This window comes from Pseudomonas sp. 210_17 TE3656 (genome assembly GCF_054821965.1).
This window is the reverse complement of record NZ_JBTRBC010000001.1, coordinates 3,317,059-3,334,372: the sequence shown is the minus strand read 5'-3', so window position 1 is coordinate 3,334,372 and position 17,314 is coordinate 3,317,059. Positions and strand designations below refer to the sequence as shown.

General features: G+C 62.3%; 17 protein-coding genes. 11 read left to right on the top strand and 6 right to left on the bottom strand.

Annotated features, from left to right (window positions below; translation table 11 throughout):
- The first annotated feature begins 326 nt into the window (after positions 1-326).
- Positions 327-803 (top strand): Lrp/AsnC family transcriptional regulator, encoded by a 477-nt coding sequence (locus ACVI9W_RS15685; protein WP_038606626.1) that lies wholly within the window; start codon positions 327-329, stop codon positions 801-803.
- A gap of 55 nt (positions 804-858) precedes the next feature.
- Complete coding sequence (locus ACVI9W_RS15680) at positions 859-1,062, top strand: DUF2788 domain-containing protein (protein WP_038606624.1); 204 nt, start codon at positions 859-861, stop codon at positions 1,060-1,062.
- Here the strand turns inward: ACVI9W_RS15680 and ACVI9W_RS15675 are convergent.
- The 4 genes from ACVI9W_RS15675 to ACVI9W_RS15660 form a co-directional block, all read right to left on the bottom strand.
- A complete protein-coding gene (locus tag ACVI9W_RS15675; protein WP_038606621.1) occupies positions 1,059-1,688 on the bottom strand; it encodes an rRNA large subunit pseudouridine synthase E in 630 nt (209 codons plus the stop codon). The two genes, ACVI9W_RS15680 and ACVI9W_RS15675, sit on opposite strands and share 4 nt — an antisense overlap.
- Before the next feature lie 6 nt (positions 1,689-1,694).
- Positions 1,695-3,200, bottom strand: coding sequence for an AMP nucleosidase (amn, locus tag ACVI9W_RS15670; RefSeq protein ID WP_371261980.1), 1,506 nt, complete (start codon positions 3,198-3,200; stop codon positions 1,695-1,697).
- A gap of 32 nt (positions 3,201-3,232) precedes the next feature.
- Positions 3,233-4,885, bottom strand: a complete 1,653-nt coding sequence (locus tag ACVI9W_RS15665; protein WP_461530462.1) for an acyl-CoA dehydrogenase family protein — start codon at positions 4,883-4,885, stop codon at positions 3,233-3,235.
- Between the two features lie 83 nt (positions 4,886-4,968).
- A complete protein-coding gene (locus ACVI9W_RS15660) occupies positions 4,969-6,951 on the bottom strand; it encodes a sensor histidine kinase (RefSeq protein WP_461530461.1) in 1,983 nt (660 codons plus the stop codon).
- A 264-nt stretch (positions 6,952-7,215) separates the two neighbouring features.
- On the opposite strand from ACVI9W_RS15660, the gene ACVI9W_RS15655 reads away from it, so the two are divergent.
- The 4 genes from ACVI9W_RS15655 (at position 7,216) to ACVI9W_RS15640 (ending at position 10,730) form a co-directional block, all read left to right on the top strand.
- Positions 7,216-8,013: a hydroxymethylpyrimidine/phosphomethylpyrimidine kinase gene (locus tag ACVI9W_RS15655; RefSeq protein ID WP_038606609.1), complete on the top strand. Its 798-nt coding sequence runs from the start codon at positions 7,216-7,218 to the stop codon at positions 8,011-8,013.
- 15 nt (positions 8,014-8,028) lie between these two features.
- Complete coding sequence (thiE, locus tag ACVI9W_RS15650) at positions 8,029-8,655, top strand: thiamine phosphate synthase (protein WP_422415202.1); 627 nt, start codon at positions 8,029-8,031, stop codon at positions 8,653-8,655.
- A gap of 15 nt (positions 8,656-8,670) precedes the next feature.
- On the top strand, positions 8,671-9,957 hold the full coding sequence (gene hemL / locus ACVI9W_RS15645) for a glutamate-1-semialdehyde 2,1-aminomutase (RefSeq protein WP_461530460.1): 1,287 nt from the start codon (positions 8,671-8,673) through the stop codon (positions 9,955-9,957).
- A gap of 224 nt (positions 9,958-10,181) precedes the next feature.
- On the top strand, positions 10,182-10,730 hold the full coding sequence (locus tag ACVI9W_RS15640) for a tetratricopeptide repeat protein (RefSeq protein WP_461530459.1): 549 nt from the start codon (positions 10,182-10,184) through the stop codon (positions 10,728-10,730).
- A gap of 9 nt (positions 10,731-10,739) precedes the next feature.
- Here the strand turns inward: ACVI9W_RS15640 and ACVI9W_RS15635 are convergent, their stop codons facing one another.
- The gene (locus ACVI9W_RS15635) at positions 10,740-11,066 is read right to left on the bottom strand and encodes a DUF1820 family protein (protein WP_038606593.1); all 327 of its coding nucleotides are present in this window, start codon (positions 11,064-11,066) and stop codon (positions 10,740-10,742) included.
- Between the two features lie 129 nt (positions 11,067-11,195).
- Here ACVI9W_RS15635 and miaB point away from each other — a divergent pair, with 129 nt between their 5' ends.
- The 5 genes from miaB to lnt all read left to right on the top strand — a co-directional run bounded on the left by miaB (position 11,196) and on the right by lnt (position 16,507).
- Positions 11,196-12,524 (top strand): tRNA (N6-isopentenyl adenosine(37)-C2)-methylthiotransferase MiaB, encoded by a 1,329-nt coding sequence (miaB, locus tag ACVI9W_RS15630; protein ID WP_038606590.1) that lies wholly within the window; start codon positions 11,196-11,198, stop codon positions 12,522-12,524.
- 123 nt (positions 12,525-12,647) lie between these two features.
- A complete protein-coding gene (locus tag ACVI9W_RS15625) occupies positions 12,648-13,649 on the top strand; it encodes a PhoH family protein (protein WP_461530458.1) in 1,002 nt (333 codons plus the stop codon).
- Complete coding sequence (ybeY, locus tag ACVI9W_RS15620; RefSeq protein WP_461530457.1) at positions 13,642-14,136, top strand: rRNA maturation RNase YbeY; 495 nt, start codon at positions 13,642-13,644, stop codon at positions 14,134-14,136. The genes ACVI9W_RS15625 and ybeY overlap by 8 nt, the downstream gene beginning before the upstream one ends.
- Positions 14,137-14,141: 5 nt before the next feature.
- Positions 14,142-14,981 (top strand): HlyC/CorC family transporter, encoded by an 840-nt coding sequence (locus tag ACVI9W_RS15615; protein ID WP_028944390.1) that lies wholly within the window; start codon positions 14,142-14,144, stop codon positions 14,979-14,981.
- An 8-nt stretch (positions 14,982-14,989) separates the two neighbouring features.
- A complete protein-coding gene (gene lnt / locus ACVI9W_RS15610; RefSeq protein WP_461530456.1) occupies positions 14,990-16,507 on the top strand; it encodes an apolipoprotein N-acyltransferase in 1,518 nt (505 codons plus the stop codon).
- Here the strand turns inward: lnt and ACVI9W_RS15605 are convergent.
- The gene (locus ACVI9W_RS15605; protein WP_461530455.1) at positions 16,504-17,265 is read right to left on the bottom strand and encodes a YdcF family protein; all 762 of its coding nucleotides are present in this window, start codon (positions 17,263-17,265) and stop codon (positions 16,504-16,506) included. The genes lnt and ACVI9W_RS15605 overlap by 4 nt on opposite strands.
- Positions 17,266-17,314 lie beyond the last annotated feature (49 nt).

The following is a 17,314-nucleotide window of genomic DNA, read 5'->3' as shown; positions in this document are numbered from 1 at the left end:
AATTACAGGCAATAAAAAAGGGAGACCCTGGGTCTCCCTTTGAGAATTTTGTCCGTGCTCGACGCTTGTGACGTCGGCTCACCTCACGCTGTCTTGTGAACAGTGTGTAGCCCGGGGGCCGAGCACAACCCTGTTGGGTTGCTGGCCGCAGCTGCCCTGATAAGGCCAGCCGCACTGGACTGATGTCCGGGCAGTGATTCTGGGTACAAGCATAGGGCTAGAGCGGCAGCAGAGGATTGCGAAGATTGCTCATTCAAATAGCACTTGCGCAATTTTTACCTAAGGATTGATAATTCGACGCAATCGAAACAGAAAAGGCATCTTCCATGAGCAAGCTTGACCGCTACGACCTGAGCATTCTTGCCGAATTGCAGCGCGATGCGCGCATCTCCAACCAGGAACTGGCCGAACGCATCGGTCTGTCGCCTTCGCCCTGCTCGCGCCGGGTCAAGCAACTGGAAGACGACGGCTACATCGCCCGTCAAGTGGCGCTGCTCGACCGCAAGAAGCTCGGCTTGAGCCTCACGGCCTACGTATTGATCGGCATGGATCGCCATACCCCGGAACGTTTCGAAGCGTTCGAAACCGCTATCCGCAACCTGCCTCAGGTGCTTGAGTGCAGCCTGGTTACCGGAATGGATGCCGACTACCAGCTCAAAGTGGTGGTCCCGGACATGGACCACTATCAGCAACTGCTGCTCGGCCACCTGACCCGTATCGAAGGGGTGACCAGCGTGCGCTCCAGCTTCGTGCTCAACCAGGTGCTGGCCAGCACCGAACTACCGTTGACGCACCTGCGTTAGTCAGACCGGCAAGCGGGGCGTATAATCGCGCGCCTCAACTTGCCGGAGAATATCGATGGATCCTGCGTTGTTCGAAGAGTGGATGATGACTGTCCTGGTCACCATCCTGATTGGTTTCATGGGCTTTATCGTCTGGGACCTGGCGAAGAAGTCCAAAGCCGGCAAGTTCGGCACCTTCATTCTGTTTTTCGTGCTGGGCCTGGGTATCCTTGCTTTCATCATCAAGAGCGTGGTGATCGGCTATATCGAAGGCGTTTAACGCCTGGCCGGAACTTCCCGCCACTGCCCCTGATCCAGACCGTCCAAGGTCCAGTCGCCGATCCGCACGCGCACCAGGCGCAGGGTCGGCAGACCGACGGCGGCGGTCATGCGCCGCACCTGGCGGTTACGTCCTTCCTTGATCACCAGTTCCAGCCAGCTGGTCGGTATGCTTTTGCGAAAGCGTACCGGCGGGTTGCGCGGCCACAACTGCGGCTCTTCAAGCTGCCTGGCCTGGGCAGGCAAGGTAGGCCCGTCGTTGAGCTCGACACCGTCGCGCAAACGCTGCAGCTGCTCTTCTGTCGGCTCACCCTCGACCTGCACCCAATAGGTTTTCGCCAGCTTGTGCTTCGGATCGGCAATCCGCGCCTGCAGCTGGCCGTCATTGGTCAGCAGCAGCAAGCCTTCACTGTCGCGGTCCAGGCGGCCGGCCGGATAGACGCCGGGAATATCGATGAAATCCTTGAGGGTCGCGCGCCCTTCGCCGTCGCTGAACTGGGTCAGTACGTCAAAGGGCTTGTTGAACAGAATCAACCGCGGCTCGGCCGGCGGCGCCTTGGCCTGGCGACGCGGGCCTGCGGGTTTGGCCGCGCCAGGGCGCGGCTTGGAACGTGGGGGTAACGGCATGGGGCCTCAGCGGAACGGCGGCTCGTCGAAACTGCGCAGTTTACGCGAGTGCAGCGAATGCAGCTCGGTGCGCAGCAGGTCGAGTGCGGCGATACCGATTTTCAGGTGCTGGCTGACTGCCCGGTTGTAGAAGGCGTTGGCCGCGCCCGGCAGTTTGATTTCACTGTGCAGTGGCTTGTCCGAAACGCACAGCAACGTGCCGTAAGGTACGCGCAAGCGGTAACCCTGGGCGGCGATAGTGCCGCTTTCCATGTCGACCGCCACCGCCCGTGACAGGTTGATCAGCGGACGCTCCTGAGCCCAGCGCAGCTCCCAGTTGCGGTCGTCGTAAGTCAACACGGTGCCGGTACGCAGACGCTTTTTCAGCTCGTCGCCACGCTCGCCGGTCACTTGCGCCGCCGCTTCCTGCAGCGCCATCTGCACCTCGGCCAGGGCCGGAATCGGAATATGCGGCGGTACCACCCGATCCAGAATGCCGTCCCGGCGCATGTAGGCGTGGGCCAGCACGTAGTCGCCGATGGTCTGCGACTGCCGCAAGCCGCCGCAGTGACCGATCATCAGCCAGCAGTGCGGACGCAGTACCGCCAAATGGTCGGTGATGTTCTTGGCATTGGAAGGGCCGACGCCGATGTTGACCAGGGTAATGCCATCGCCATCGGCGGCGATCAGGTGATACGCCGGCATCTGGTAACGGTGCCAGACCACACTCGCCACCAGCGACTGGGCCTCACCGTTGTCCATGCTCTTTTCGATGATCACGTTACCCGGCAGGACCATGCGCACGAAACGCGGGTCATCGCGCAGCTGCTCCAGGCCGTGGCTGACGAACTGGTCGACATAGCGGTGGTAGTTGGTCAGCAGGATCCACGGCTGCACATGGCGCCAGTCGCTGCCGGTGTAATGCACCAGGCGGCGCAAGGAAAAGTCCACCCGCGCCGCGTCGAACAGCGCCAGCGGCAAAGGATCGACGTTGGCCCAGTCGTACAGGCCATCGGCGATGCCATCGGTGGCGGCCGACAGGTCTGTGCTGGGGAAAACCCGTGCCAGCGCGGCAGCAGTGATACCGCTACCGGCGAGTTCGTCGCCCTGCTCGACCACGTAGGGATAAGGGATGTTCTGCTGGCTGACACCCACTTCGACGGTGACGGTGAAGTCGCGCATCAGTGGCTTGAGCTGTTCCAGCAAATAGCCACGGAAGGCAGCGGGATGGGTCACCGTGACGCTGTAAGTGCCCGGCAACTGAACCTTGGCGTAGGCGCGGGTGGTGGCCGGCACTTCACCATGATACTCGTAGGTCAGGCGCAGTTCCGGGTAGCGGAACAAGGCGCGCTCTTCGGCATTCGGCTCGGTGCGGTCCTTGAGATAGCGCTTGAGCGCCTGGCTCAGGGCCGCGGTGGACTTCTCGTGCAGGGCCGCCAAACGATCGACGGCCTGCTCGGCGGTTTCTACGACAACGAAGGCTTCATCAGTACGGCTCACAATGTACTTCCTGTCTGACATGCATGTAGCCATCTTGCCTACTTATTCAGGCAAAGGCACGCACGTTAGAGCGGCCAGTTTGGCGTCGACCGTGCCACTATTTCGCCAACATCGATGCCCCGCGGCAGCACACCGTAGACCCGGCCGCTGCCGCCCAGGCGGCTGCCGATAAAAGCATCGCTGACGGTGGCATTGCCCGCTTCAAGCAACAGCTTGGCCTGCAAGCCCAGGGCGATGTCTTCGGTGAGCTGACGGGCGCGGTACTGAATGTCGCCAGTGTCGGCAAACGCCGCCTTGAGATTGCCGATGTGCGCCGCCAGACGCGGATCACCGTGACCGTCACCGAGCTCCTCGAACAGCACATCGAGCACACCTGGCTCCTTGGACAGGGCACGCAGCACGTCCAGGCACTGGACATTACCGGAACCTTCCCAGGTCGAGTTGACCGGTGCTTCGCGGTACAGGCGTGGCAGGATGCTGTCTTCGACATACCCGGCGCCGCCCATGCATTCAGCCGCTTCGTTGATCATTGCCGGGGCACGCTTGCAGATCCAGTACTTGCCGACAGCGGTGATCAGCCGGGCAAACCGTGCCTGCTGCGGGTCATCCGGCTGATCGAGGGCATGGCCCATGCGCAGGCTCAGGGCCAGCGCCGCTTCGCTTTCCAGGGCCAGGTCAGCGAGGACGTTCTGCATCAGGGGTTGCTCGGCCAACAGCCGTCCACCGACCTGGCGATGAGCACAGTGGTGGGCGGCCTGGGTCAGGGCCTGGCGCATCAGCGCGCTGGAGCCGACCATACAGTCGAAACGGGTCATGGCGACCATTTCGATGATGGTCGGCACGCCGCGGCCTTCCTCGCCGATCATCCACGCCAGGGCGCCACGGAACTCCACTTCACTGGAGGCGTTGGAGCAGTTGCCGAGCTTGTTCTTCAGGCGCTGGATATAGAACTGGTTGCGACTGTCATCCGGGCGATGGCGCGGTAGCAGGAAGCAGCTCAAACCCTTGTCAGTCTGGGCCAGGGTCAGGAAGGCGTCGCACATCGGCGCCGAACAGAACCACTTGTGCCCGACCAGCTCGTAGGCCTGCCCCGGCCCCGGCGCGCCAACCGGGTAAGCACGGGTGGTGTTGGCACGGACATCGGTGCCGCCCTGCTTCTCGGTCATGGCCATGCCCAGGGTTACCCCGACCTTGTGCCGATCGCCGACGTTACGCGGGTCGTATTCGGTGGCGAGGACCTTGGGCAGCCAGTACTCGGCCAGTTCCGGCTGCAACTTGAGCGCCGGCACTGCGGCAAAGGTCATGGTCAGCGGGCATCCGCTGCCGGCTTCCGCTTGAGTATGCAGATAGGTCATCGAGGCCCGGGCGACGTGGGCACCCTGGCGCGGGTCGGTCCACGGCAGCGACGGCAAGCCGTGCTCGATGGCCGTGCGCATCAGCTCGTGGTAAGCCGGATGAAACTCCACCAGGTCGATACGATGGCCGTAGCGGTCATGGCTGCTGAATTGCGGTTTGTGCTGGTTGGCCAGGAACCCTGCGGCCATCAGCGGCCCGCCCGCCAACGCCCCGTACGCGTCGATCCGGGCCTCAGCCCAGCCTGCCCCATAGTGCCGCGACCATTGCTGCAGCGGCAGGTCGATGCGATACAGATTGGCCCCGTCCAGCGATGGCGGCTGGTTGGTGACTTCATGGGTTTCAGCGTACTGGTGCAGGTTCATCAGGGGGCCTCCTGGATCCGGACGTGACTGAAATTTCAGTGAATCACGCCGCGCCCCCTGCTCAAAGTGACAAATACGCCTAACTAGCCGCGATTTAGCCCGGGCCTGGCCAGCGCCTGCGGCTGGCTCAAGGCGAGGCTCAGTACCAGCTCGAAACGGCTGCCCAGCCCCGGACTGGACTCATGCTGCAAGCGCGCCCCGATCAACTCGGCCAGCTGCCGGCAGATCGCCAGACCGATGCCCAGGCCTCCATACTGGCGACTCATCGAGCCATCAACCTGGAAGAAGCGCTGATACAGACCTGGCTCGGCCAGGCGATCAAAGCCGATGCCGCTGTCGCTGACACTGATGCTCAGGCCAAGCAGACCCGGCCCTTGCAAGCGCCCACGCACCTGCAACACTACCCCACCCTCATGGGTGAACTTGATTCCGTTGTCGAGCAGGTAGCTGATGCACAGGGCCAGCTTATGCCGGTCGCCGACCAGCAACTCGGGCAAATCGGCCGGCGTATCCAGATTCAGGTACAGCCCCTTGCCCAGCGCCGCTGCCGCGTACTTGCTGCGCAGTTCCTGCAACAGGTTGCGCAAGCCGAACGGTGCGTTTTGCGCACTGAGGCGACCGGCTTGCAGCTCGGTGAGGATCAGAATGTCGTCGACCATGCCCATCATGTCCTGGGCCGCGTAACTGGCCGTGCGCTGGTACTGCGCCAACTCGTGCGCCATCGGCACTGTCTGCATCAATTCCAGCGAACCGATCACGCCGTTCATCGGCGTGCGCAGTTCATGGGTCACCGTGGCCAGGAACTCATCCTTCAAGCGGTTGCTATTGGACAGTTGCTGGTTGAGCACTTCCAGGGCCCGGCCCGTGTCGCGCAGGGCCTGGGCCTGCTGGTCACGCATGCTGTTGATACGGTCGGCCAGGGCCAGCGACAGCAGGCACACCTCCAGCGCCGAACCGATCTGGCTGGCATACATGGTCAGGAACACATTGGGCAGGTAGCCCAGTACCATCAAGGTATTGACCAGGCCGCCAAGCAGGAATGCCGTCCAGGCGATGATGAAATAACGTGCCACCCGCAACCCGCGCCGCCAGGCATACACCCCGGCGGCAAAGATCGTCACGGTAAACAGCAACGCCAGGGCCGTAGCCAGACGCAGGGCGATGCCGTAACTGCTGATCAGCGACAGCAGCATGACCACCCCGCCACAGGCCATCAGCACTTTGAGCAGGCCATCGAAGGCGCGGCTGTGCCGGGCCATCTGCAGGAAACTACGGGCGAACTGGCAACCGAACAGTCCCGACGCGCCGATGAACAGCGGCGTGGCGGCATTCGCCCACCAGGGGCTGTCAGGCCAGAAATAAGCCACCGCCGCGCCGTTGACCGATACCTGATAGAGACCGAACGAGGCGATATAGAGGATGTAATAGAGATAACTGGTGTCGCGTACGCTGAGGTAGATGAACAGGTTGTAGACCAGCATCCCCAGCAGCACACCGTAGATCAGGCCCAGCACATAAAGGCGGGTCGGTTGCGCTTCCAGATAGGCTTCGGTGGACCATAAGGTCAACGGCGCCTGGACCGAACCCTGGCTGTGCAGGCGCAAGTAGGCGGTGGTGGTCTGTCCGGGGCTGAAGGGTAATTCGAACAGGTAGTTGTTCTGCTCGATCTGGCGACTGGCATACGGCAGTGCGTCACCGGTGCGCTGAGCCAGGCGGAAAGTGCCACTGCTGTCAGGCAGGTAAAGCTCCAGATGGTCCAGTGGCGGGTAGGCCAGCTCCAGCAGCCAGCTGCGCGGCGCGGCCGAAGGCAGTGCGGTGTAGCGCAGATCGAGGCGGATCCAGAACACCGAGCTCGAGTAACCGGCATTCAACACATCGGCTTGATGCGTACGGAAATGCTCACTGAACGAAGGAGCACTGACCTGCGCGATGCTGGCATTGCCATCGCGGTCTTCGAATACCTGCATCACTCGCCCCAAGGGCAAGCTGCGCGTCGAGTCGTCGAAATCGACCGCCGTGGCCAGTAGCGGCAACCAGCCCAGCACAACAATCAGCAAATAGCGCATACAGCCCCAGCATGGTCTGTCCCGGTCGTGTCGCGGTAGCCTCCTGTCCGTTTGAGGCGACGCGATCCGGCAGTAACCGTTATCGGTTGTTTGAGCACTCTAGCATAGCTTTTCAGCGCTACCAGACGCCACATAAAACTTTGAAGAAAAGGCTCTAGCACGGCACTTTCAGCCACATGTGAATTCATTTCCTGACCACTTGATCAAAAAAGCCTGGCGCAGGGGCAGACCCGACAAAAGCGTTTGGTGGTAAGCTCGCGCACCATGAATACCTACAGCTCCCGCCCCGTTGTCCTCTGTCTCTCCGGCCACGACCCCAGTGGCGGCGCCGGCTTGCAGGCAGATATCGAAGCCCTGATCGCTCAAGGTTGCCACGCCGCTCCCGCCGTGACCGCCCTGACCGTGCAGGATACCGTCAATGTCACTGACTTCCGCGTGCTCGACCGCGAGTGGGTACTGGCCCAGGCCAACGCCGTACTGGCCGACTCCACGGTCGCAGCAGTCAAGCTGGGCATGCTCGGCTCGCTGGACATGGTCGACACCGTAGTCGAACTGCTCAGTGCCCACCCGCATCTGCCGCTGGTCTGCGACCCGGTGCTGCGCGCTGGCGGCGGTGGCCGCCTGGGTAAGGACGAAGTCGGCTACGCCATGCGCGAACGACTGTTGCCCCTGGCCACTATCGCCACCCCGAACCTCCCCGAAGCCCGCATCCTAGCCGAGCTGCCTGAAGGCACCGCGGATGAATGCGCAGAAAAACTGCTGCCCTTCGTCAGACATCTGCTGATCACCGGCGGTCACGGTGACGAACACGAAATCCACAACCGCCTGTACAGCCGCGATGGCCAGCGTCACACCTGGACCTGCCAGCGCCTGCCTGGCAGCTACCACGGCTCGGGCTGCACCCTGGCCAGCGCCCTGGCCGGTCGCCTGGCCCTCGGCGAACAACTGCAAAGTGCCGTACGTTCGGCCCTGGACTACACCTGGCGAACCCTGCGCGATGCCGAACAACTGGGCAAAGGCCAATATGTGCCGCGTCGCCTACCCCTGGATTTCTGTTCCTGAGCCCGAGGCCCCTAGATGAAGCTACGCGGTCTGTATGCCATCACCGACAGCCAACTGCTGGCCGGCAAGTTTCTGCCCTACGTTGAAGCGGCCCTTGAGGGCGGCGTGACCTTGCTGCAATACCGCGACAAAAGCCAGGACCAATCCCGCCGCCTGCGCGAAGCCGAAGCCCTGGCCGAGCTTTGTGCACGCTACAAAACCCAGCTGATCATCAACGACGATGCCGAGCTGGCCGCGCGCCTGGGTGTCGGTGTGCACCTGGGCCAGACCGATGGCCCGCTGACGCCGGCGCGCACCCTGCTCGGCCGCGAAGCGATCATCGGCTCGACCTGCCACGCCCAGCTTGAGCTGGCCGAACAAGCCGCCCGCGAAGGCGCCAGTTATGTCGCCTTCGGCCGCTTCTTCAACTCCGTGACCAAGCCGGGCGCACCTGCTGCCGATACCGCCTTGCTGGACCAGGCCCGGGCCCGGATCAAGTTGCCGATCTGCGTGATCGGCGGCATCACCCTCGACAACGCCGCCCCGCTGGTCGCCCACGGCGCCGACCTGCTGGCGGTGATTCATGGCCTGTTCGGCGCCGACAGCACGCAGGAAGTCACCCGCCGTGCCCGCGCCTTCAATGCCCTGTTCGCATCTGCCTGATTGAGAGAGCCCATCATGTCTCGTTCCGAAACCCTGTTCGCCAACGCCCAGAAACACATCCCCGGAGGCGTCAACTCGCCGGTGCGGGCGTTCAAGAGCGTTGGCGGCACGCCGCTGTTCTTCAAGCATGCCGAAGGCGCCTACGTCACCGATGAAGATGACAAGCGCTACGTTGACTACGTCGGTTCCTGGGGCCCGATGATCCTTGGCCACAGCCACCCGGACGTGCTCGACTCGGTACGCAAGCAGCTGGACCACGGTTTGTCTTACGGCGCGCCGACCGCCATGGAAACCGAGATGGCCGACCTGGTCTGCTCGATCGTGCCGTCGATGGAAATGGTGCGTATGGTCAGCTCCGGCACCGAAGCGACCATGAGCGCCATTCGTCTGGCCCGCGGCTACACCGGCCGGGACAGCATCATCAAGTTCGAAGGCTGCTACCACGGCCACTCCGACAGCCTGCTGGTTAAAGCCGGCTCCGGCCTGCTGACCCAGGGCGTGCCAAGCTCCGCTGGCGTGCCGGCAGCCTTTGCCAAACACACCCTGACCCTGCCCTTCAACGACATCGACGCGGTCGAGAAAATGCTCGCTGAAGTCGGCCAGGAAGTGGCGTGCATCATCGTCGAGCCGGTGGCCGGCAACATGAACTGCGTGCCGCCGGCACCAGGCTTCCTCGAAGGCCTGCGCACGCTGTGCGACAAGCACGGCGTGGTACTGATCTTTGACGAAGTGATGACCGGTTTCCGTGTCGCCCTCGGCGGCGCGCAGGCGCATTACGGTGTGACGCCGGACCTGTCGACCTTCGGCAAGATCGTCGGCGGCGGCATGCCCGTGGGCTGCTTCGGCGGCAAGCGCAAGATCATGGAGCAGATTGCACCGCTGGGCCCGGTCTACCAGGCCGGTACCCTGTCGGGCAATCCGCTGGCCATGGCCGCGGGCCTGACCACCCTGAAACTGATCAGCCGCCCGGGCTTCCACGCCGAGCTCAGCGACTACACCAGCCGTCTGCTCGATGGCCTGCAGCAGCGTGCCGATGCCGCTGGCATTCCGTTCGTCACCACGCAGGCCGGGGGTATGTTCGGCCTGTACTTCAGTGGCGCTGACGATATCGTCACCTTCGATGACGTGATGGCCAGCGATGCCGAACGCTTCAAGCGCTTCTTCCACTTGATGCTTGAAGGCGGCGTGTACCTGGCGCCAAGCGCCTTCGAGGCCGGTTTCACCTCGATCGCCCACGGCGAAGCCGAGCTGAAGATCACCCTGGATGCCGCCGAGCGGGCGTTCGCCAAGCTCAAGAGCTGACACTGTCTGTAGGAGCGGATTCACCGGTACGCCGGACCGCCGCGACGGGGCGCATAGCGTCCCCCCTTCACTGGGAATGGGGACGACTTTGTCGTCCATCGCGGATGAATCCGCTCCTACACAAGCAGAAAATCGAGTAAAGACTTTGTAAGGTAGGCGTTGCTTATCCCATAATGTGCCACCAGACACTTTGGCCGCAGCTTTGCAGAGGTAAGTCGATCCCCATGAACCGCACCGGCCGCGCCCTCGCCCTGGGCTGCCTGTTGCTTCTTCAGCCCCTGCTGGCCTCAGCAGGCGGTAACTCGTTGCTGATTCCGGCAACGGGCCGCTGCACCCTCAATTCCCAGCCCGAAGACCTGCCCCAAGCCTTGGCAACGTGCCAGCAGGCTGCGCAGGGCGGCGATGCACAAGCCCAATACGAGCTCGGTGAGTTCTATTACGAGGGCACCAATACGCCACGCGACCTCAAGCAAGCCCTGAGCTACTTCGAGCAAGCCTCGCTGCAAGGCCACGCTCAAGCTCAGTACCGTCTGGGCACCATGTTTTTCAAAGGTGAAGGTGTCGCAGCCAACAATGTACAGGCGTACATCGTGCTGAAAATGGCGGCAGTCAATGGCGCCGAAGATGCCCTGGACCTGGCCGATGAGGTCTCCGAGCAAATGCCTCGTGAGGATCTTGAAGTGGCGACCCAGGTATTGGGACAGATTTTCCGCAAATACCTGCTGGAGCTGCAGACCGCCGAAGGGCGTACCCCCTTCTCGCCACTGCCCTGAAGCCCGGGCTTATTTTTCCGGCATCGGCATCGGAAACGGCATCACGTTGCTGACGCCACGCGCCTCACTGATTTTTGGCGTTCCCAGGCGCTCGACCTCATCGATACGCACGATCGAGTGCATCGGCACAAAGCTGCGCACCACGCCCTCGAATTGCGCCTTGAGCTTTTCTTCACTCGGATCGACCACCACCTGGGTGCGTTCGCCGAAGACAAATTCCTCTATTTCAAGAAAACCCCACAGATCACTCTGGTAGATCTGCTTGGCATACATCTCGAATACCTGGCCCTGGTTGAGAAAGATCACTTTGTAGATAGGTGCTTCGCGTTTGGTCATTTCGGCGGGGACAGCCACAGGTTGTAAAGAAAGGCCAAACTATAACATAGCCCCCAGACCGACAACGCTAGGATCCACCGCCCCGGGCCCTTATAATGTGCGGTTCTTCGAATTACCTGATGATCTCCCATGGCCAAGAAGCTTTATATCGAAACCCACGGTTGCCAGATGAACGAGTACGACAGCTCGCGCATGGTCGACTTGCTGGGTGAACATCAAGCCCTGGAGGTCACGGCACGGGCCGAAGACGCCGACGTGATCCTGCTCAATACCTGTTCGATCCGCGAGCGCGCCCAGGACCGGGTCTACTCCCAGCTGGGCCGCTGGCGCGAACTGAAGGACCTGAAGCCGGACATGGTCATCGCCGTCGGCGGTTGCGTGGCCAGCCAGGAAGGCGAATCGATCCGCAAGCGTGCGCCGTATGTCGACGTGGTGTTCGGCCCGCAGACCCTGCACCGCCTGCCAGAAATGATCGATGCCGCGCGCACCACGCGCCTGCCGCAGGTCGATGTATCGTTCCCGGAAATCGAAAAGTTCGATCACCTGCCCGAGCCGCGCATCGACGGGCCGACCGCCTATGTCTCGGTCATGGAAGGTTGCAGCAAGTACTGCACCTTCTGCGTGGTGCCCTACACCCGCGGTGAAGAAGTCAGCCGGCCATTCGACGACGTCTTGTCTGAAGTCATTCACCTGGCCGAAAACGGCGTGCGCGAGATCACCCTGCTGGGGCAGAACGTCAACGGCTACCGTGGCCAGACCCACGATGGTCGCCTGGCCGATCTGGCCGAACTGATCAGGGTCGTAGCGGCAGTGGATGGCATCGACCGCATTCGCTACACCACCTCGCACCCGCTGGAATTCTCCGACAGCCTGATCCAGGCCCACGCCGAAGTACCCGAGCTGGTCAAACACCTGCACCTGCCGGTGCAGTCGGGCTCTGACCGGGTGCTGGCAGCGATGAAACGCAACCACACCATCCTCGAATACAAGTCCAAGCTGCGCAAACTCAAGGCCGCCGTGCCAGGCATCTGCATCAGCTCGGACTTCATCGTCGGTTTCCCGGGTGAAACCGAGAAAGACTTCGAGCAGACCATGAAACTGGTCGCCGAGGTCGGTTTCGACTTTTCCTACTCCTTCGTCTACAGCCAGCGTCCGGGCACCCCGGCCTCCGACCTGCCCGACGACACCCCGGAAGAGCTGAAAAAAGAGCGCCTCAAAGCCCTGCAGCATCGCCTCGACACCCAGGGCTTCGAGATCAGCCGACAAATGGTCGGCACCGTGCAGCGCATCCTGGTCACCGACTACTCGCGCCGCGACCCCGGCCAGTTGCAGGGGCGTACCGAGAATAACCGTATCGTCAACTTCCGCTGCGACAATCCGAAGCTGATCGGCCAGTTCGTCGACATCCATATCGACGACGCCCGCCCGCATTCGCTGTTCGGTTCGCTGGCACATTGACCTGTCCCGCCGGGTCGCAATACTGGCCCGGCGACCCTTGATCGTTTCAGCGCTTTCGCCCTGCAGCGGCTAGGGTTATCCTTGAGTCCATCTCCATTGCCGTTGGGCGGCTAAAAAACAACCTTGAACGCACCCATAGAACCTCATCGCTTCATCCTCGAACCCTTCGAGGCCCATCGCTTCGCCAATCTGTGCGGGCAATTCGACGAGCATTTGCGCTTGATCGAACAGCGCCTGGCTATCGAAATCCGCAACCGCGGCAATCAGTTCGAATTGATCGGCGAACCCAAACACACCTCCTCCGCCGAGCAACTGCTGCGCCGTCTCTATCGCGAGACCAAGGCCACCGAGCTGTCGCCGGAAATGGTTCACCTGTTCCTGCAGGAATCTGCGGTCCAGGAGCTGGAAAACCCGGCCGTCAACGAAGTCAGTGTTTCCCTGCGCACGCGCAAGGGCATGATTCGTCCGCGCGGACTGAACCAGCAGCGCTATGTGAAGGAAATCCTCGGCAACGACATCAACTTCGGCATCGGCCCGGCCGGTACCGGCAAGACCTACCTGGCCGTGGCTTGCGCCGTCGATGCGCTGGAACGTGAACAGGTACGCCGCATCCTGCTGGTACGCCCGGCGGTCGAAGCGGGTGAAAAGCTCGGCTTCCTGCCCGGCGACCTGGCCCAGAAGATCGACCCGTACCTGCGCCCGCTGTACGACGCCCTGTATGAAATGCTCGGCTTCGAACATGTGGCCAAGCTGATCGAGCGCCAGGTGATCGAGATCGCCCCGCTGGCCTACATGCGTGGCCGCACCCTGAACAACAGTTTCATCATCCTCGATGAGAGCCAGAACACCACGGTCGAACAGATGAAAATGTTCCTCACCCGTATCGGTTTCGGCTCCACTGCGGTGATCACCGGTGACATCACCCAGGTCGACCTGCCTCGTGGCACCAAATCGGGCCTGGCGCATGTCATCGAAGTGCTCAAGGGCGTGCCGGGCATCAGCTTCACGCACTTCCAGCCCAAAGACGTGGTCCGCCACCCGTTGGTGCAACGCATTGTCGAAGCGTACGAGCGCTTTGAGAGCCATCAACATGACATCAGCGAAGGCAGCAAACGCGATGCTTGAGCTCGATCTGCAGCTGGCAAGCGATGCACCGCACCCAAGTGAAGAACAGTTCCGCCGCTGGTGTGAGCTGGCCCTGCGCCAGCGCACGGCTGATTCGGAAATGACCATTCGCCTGGTGGACGAAGCCGAAGGTCGTGAGCTCAATCACACCTGGCGGCACAAAGACTACGCCACCAACGTCCTATCCTTCCCCGCGGATGTGCCTGACGAACTGCTCGACATCCCGTTGCTCGGCGACCTGGTGATCTGCATCGCCGTGGTCGAGCGCGAGGCCGTCGAACAGGGCAAGGCGCTGGAGGCCCACTGGGCACACCTGGTGATCCACGGCTGCCTGCACCTGCTGGGCTACGACCACATCGACGACGATGAGGCCGAGGAAATGGAAGCACTGGAACGAGAATTGCTGGCTGAACTGGGTCATCCGGACCCATACGCCGACGACGAACACGACGTACCCCACACTGATATCTGCAAGGATCACGAGTAACCGCCATGAGCGAAGATCGATCGAGCAACGGGCAAAAGTCCTGGCTGGGCAAACTGACCCAGGCTTTTGCCCATGAGCCGAAAAACCGCCAGGAGCTGCTTGAGCTGCTGCGCGAAGCCCATCAGAACAAGCTGCTCGACAGCGAAGCGCTGACCATCGTCGAAGGCGCCATTCAGGTCGCCGACCTGCAAGTACGCGACATCATGGTGCCGCGCTCGCAGATGATCAGCATCAAGGCCACACAGTCGCCACGCGAGTTCCTGCCAGCGGTGATCGACGCTGCGCACTCGCGCTACCCGGTGGTCGGCGAAAGCCATGACGACGTCCTTGGCGTCTTGTTGGCCAAAGACTTGCTGCCGTTGATCCTCAAGGAGAACGGCGACAGCTTCAACATCAAGGACCTGCTGCGCCCGGCCACCTTCGTGCCCGAGTCCAAGCGCCTGAACGTGCTGCTGCGCGAGTTCCGCGCCAACCATAACCACATGGCCATCGTCATCGACGAATACGGCGGCGTGGCTGGCCTGGTGACCATCGAAGACGTGCTTGAGCAGATCGTCGGCGATATCGAAGACGAACACGACGTCGAGGAAGACAGCTACATCAAGCCGTTGCCCAGCGGCGACTTCCTGATCAAGGCCCTGACCCCGATCGAGAACTTCAACGAATTCTTCGACAGCCAGTTCTCCGACGACGAGTTCGACACGGTTGGCGGTCTGGTCATGAGCGCCTTCGGCCACCTGCCCAAGCGTAACGAGACCACCGAAATCGGCCCGTACCGCTTCCGCATCCTCAATGCCGATAGCCGCCGGATACACTTGCTGCGACTGACCCCTATCACCCGTTAAGGACAACCATGCGCTGGATCACCCGCCCCGGCTGGCCCGGTAACCTGCTGGCCGTGGCGGCCGGTGCAATCACCACCCTGGCCCTGGCGCCGTTCGACATCTGGCCGCTGGCACTGCTCGCGGCCGGCCTGTTCTACCTCGGTTTACGTGAGCTGAGCCCACGCCAGGCCCTGGGCCGCGGCTGGTGCTTTGGCTTCGGCCTGTACGCCGCCGGTACCAGCTGGATCTACGTCAGCATCAACACCTATGGCGGCGCTACGCCATTACTGGCCACAGGTCTGCTGCTGGCATTCTTTGCTGCCATTGCCTGGTTCTTCGCCCTGCCTGCCTGGATCTGGGCGCGCTGGCTGCGCCGCAACGAGGCGCCCCTGGCCGACGCCCTGTGCTTCGCCGCCCTGTGGGTCGGCCAGGAAGCCTTTCGCGGCTGGTTCCTCACTGGTTTCCCTTGGCTTTATTCCGGCTACAGCCAGCTCGACGGCCCGCTGTCCGGCCTGGCTCCGGTCGGTGGCATGTGGCTGATTTCCTTCTGCCTGGCCTTGTGTGCCGCCCTGCTGTGCAACCTGCCTCGTTTGCGGGCGCGCAAATCCTTCCTGGCCGCAGCCATCGTCCTGTTGCTGGCGCCCTGGGCCGTGGGCCTGGCCCTGAAGAACCACGCCTGGACCGAGCCTGCTGGCAAGCCGCTGTCAGTGGCCGCCCTGCAAGGCAATGTCGAGCAGGAGCTGAAGTGGAACCCCGAACACGTCAACGCCCAGCTGGCCCTGTACCGTGACATGAGCTTCAGCTCCAAACCGGTCGACCTGCTGGTCTGGCCGGAAACCGCTGTGCCGATCCTCAAGGAACAGGCCCAGGGTTATCTGGACATGATGGGCAGCTTCGCCGCCGACCGGCATTCGGCGCTGATCACCGGTGTGCCGGTTCGCGAAGTGGTGCACCAGCAACGTCGTTACTACAACGGCATCACCGTGACCGGTGAAGGCGATGGCACCTACCTCAAGCAGAAACTGGTGCCTTTTGGTGAGTACGTTCCACTGCAGGACATGCTCCGCGGCGTGATTGCCTTCTTCGACCTGCCGATGTCGGACTTTGCCCGCGGGCCCGCCGACCAGGCACTGCTACAGGCCAAGGGCTATCAGATTGCCCCGTACATCTGCTACGAAGTGGTCTACCCGGAGTTTGCTGCAAGCCTGGCGGCCCGTAGCGACATCCTCCTGACCATCAGCAACGACACCTGGTTCGGCACCTCGATCGGCCCCTTGCAGCACTTGCAGATGGCCCAGATGCGCGCACTGGAGGCCGGTCGCTGGATGATTCGCGCCACCAACAATGGCGTCACCGGGCTGATTGATCCATTCGGGCGCATCACCGCCCAGATCCCGCAGTTCGAACGCGGCATCCTCTACGGTGAAGTGGTGCCGATGCAGCAGCTCACGCCATACCTGCAGTGGCGCTCCTGGCCACTGCTGATTGTCTGCACGCTGCTGTTTGGCTGGGCCTTGCTGGCCAGCCGGATCGCCAAGACCGTCTAGTAGAACAGGCGGTAACCGAGCAGGCCGACTGCCTCATTGAGCAGTTGGCCGCTCTGCCACATGGCCTTGCCTTCCGGCAGCCAGCCACCGAATGGTCGGGCATGATCACGGCCGAGAAAGTTGACTGGCGCCGGGATGACGGTAAAGCCCGCCTGTTCGAAGCTCCAGCGCGAACGCTGCATATGCCAGGCCTGGGTCACTACAACCACACGCTTGATGCCCTGAGGCAAGAGGATTTGCGCACTCATCCGGGCATTCTCCCAGGTGGTCCGACTGTGCTCTTCCTTCCAGCGCACACTCACCCCCAGATCACGCTGCAACGCATCGGCCATCAGCTGCGCCTCGCTGGGCGGGGTGCCATAGTGCAAACCGCCGCTGGTCAGCAACGGCAAGCCAGAGGCCTTGGCCAGCTGTGCGGCATAACGCATGCGCTCCATCGCCACACCCGTGGGTTGATCAATGTAATCCCAGGCCGGATCTCCGCGTTCACGCCCTGCCCCCAGCACCACAATGGCATCTGCCTGCGCGGCCAGCTGCGCCCATTGTTCATGGCTCAAGGCCGGCTCGGACTCCAGCAAACGCGCCGAGCGCTCGACGACAATCGGCAGGCTCATCGCCCACAAACCACCCAAGCCAAGGACAAAACACAAGGCGGACAGGCGCGGCCAGGAACGACGCAGCCACCAGGCAGCGATCAACAGCAGGAACAACACGCCGGGCGGCAGGATCATTTGCTTGATCAAGTAACGAATAGGCACAGGTCACCTCCATGGAGGTGCGCAGCCTAAGAGGATCGGCACCTGGCAA

Coding starts and splice junctions, on each gene's coding strand:
- ACVI9W_RS15685 (WP_038606626.1), top strand. CDS start 327: ATGAGCAAGCTTGACCGCTACGACCTGAGCATTCTTGCCGAATTGCAG.
- ACVI9W_RS15680 (WP_038606624.1), top strand. CDS start 859: ATGGATCCTGCGTTGTTCGAAGAGTGGATGATGACTGTCCTGGTCACC.
- lnt (WP_461530456.1), top strand. CDS start 14,990: ATGCGCTGGATCACCCGCCCCGGCTGGCCCGGTAACCTGCTGGCCGTG.
- ACVI9W_RS15660 (WP_461530461.1), bottom strand. CDS start 6,951: ATGCGCTATTTGCTGATTGTTGTGCTGGGCTGGTTGCCGCTACTGGCC.
- ACVI9W_RS15615 (WP_028944390.1), top strand. CDS start 14,142: ATGAGCGAAGATCGATCGAGCAACGGGCAAAAGTCCTGGCTGGGCAAA.
- ACVI9W_RS15675 (WP_038606621.1), bottom strand. CDS start 1,688: ATGCCGTTACCCCCACGTTCCAAGCCGCGCCCTGGCGCGGCCAAACCC.
- miaB (WP_038606590.1), top strand. CDS start 11,196: ATGGCCAAGAAGCTTTATATCGAAACCCACGGTTGCCAGATGAACGAG.
- ybeY (WP_461530457.1), top strand. CDS start 13,642: ATGCTTGAGCTCGATCTGCAGCTGGCAAGCGATGCACCGCACCCAAGT.
- amn (WP_371261980.1), bottom strand. CDS start 3,200: ATGGCTACATGCATGTCAGACAGGAAGTACATTGTGAGCCGTACTGAT.
- ACVI9W_RS15635 (WP_038606593.1), bottom strand. CDS start 11,066: ATGACCAAACGCGAAGCACCTATCTACAAAGTGATCTTTCTCAACCAG.
- ACVI9W_RS15655 (WP_038606609.1), top strand. CDS start 7,216: ATGAATACCTACAGCTCCCGCCCCGTTGTCCTCTGTCTCTCCGGCCAC.
- thiE (WP_422415202.1), top strand. CDS start 8,029: ATGAAGCTACGCGGTCTGTATGCCATCACCGACAGCCAACTGCTGGCC.
- hemL (WP_461530460.1), top strand. CDS start 8,671: ATGTCTCGTTCCGAAACCCTGTTCGCCAACGCCCAGAAACACATCCCC.
- ACVI9W_RS15665 (WP_461530462.1), bottom strand. CDS start 4,885: ATGAACCTGCACCAGTACGCTGAAACCCATGAAGTCACCAACCAGCCG.
- ACVI9W_RS15640 (WP_461530459.1), top strand. CDS start 10,182: ATGAACCGCACCGGCCGCGCCCTCGCCCTGGGCTGCCTGTTGCTTCTT.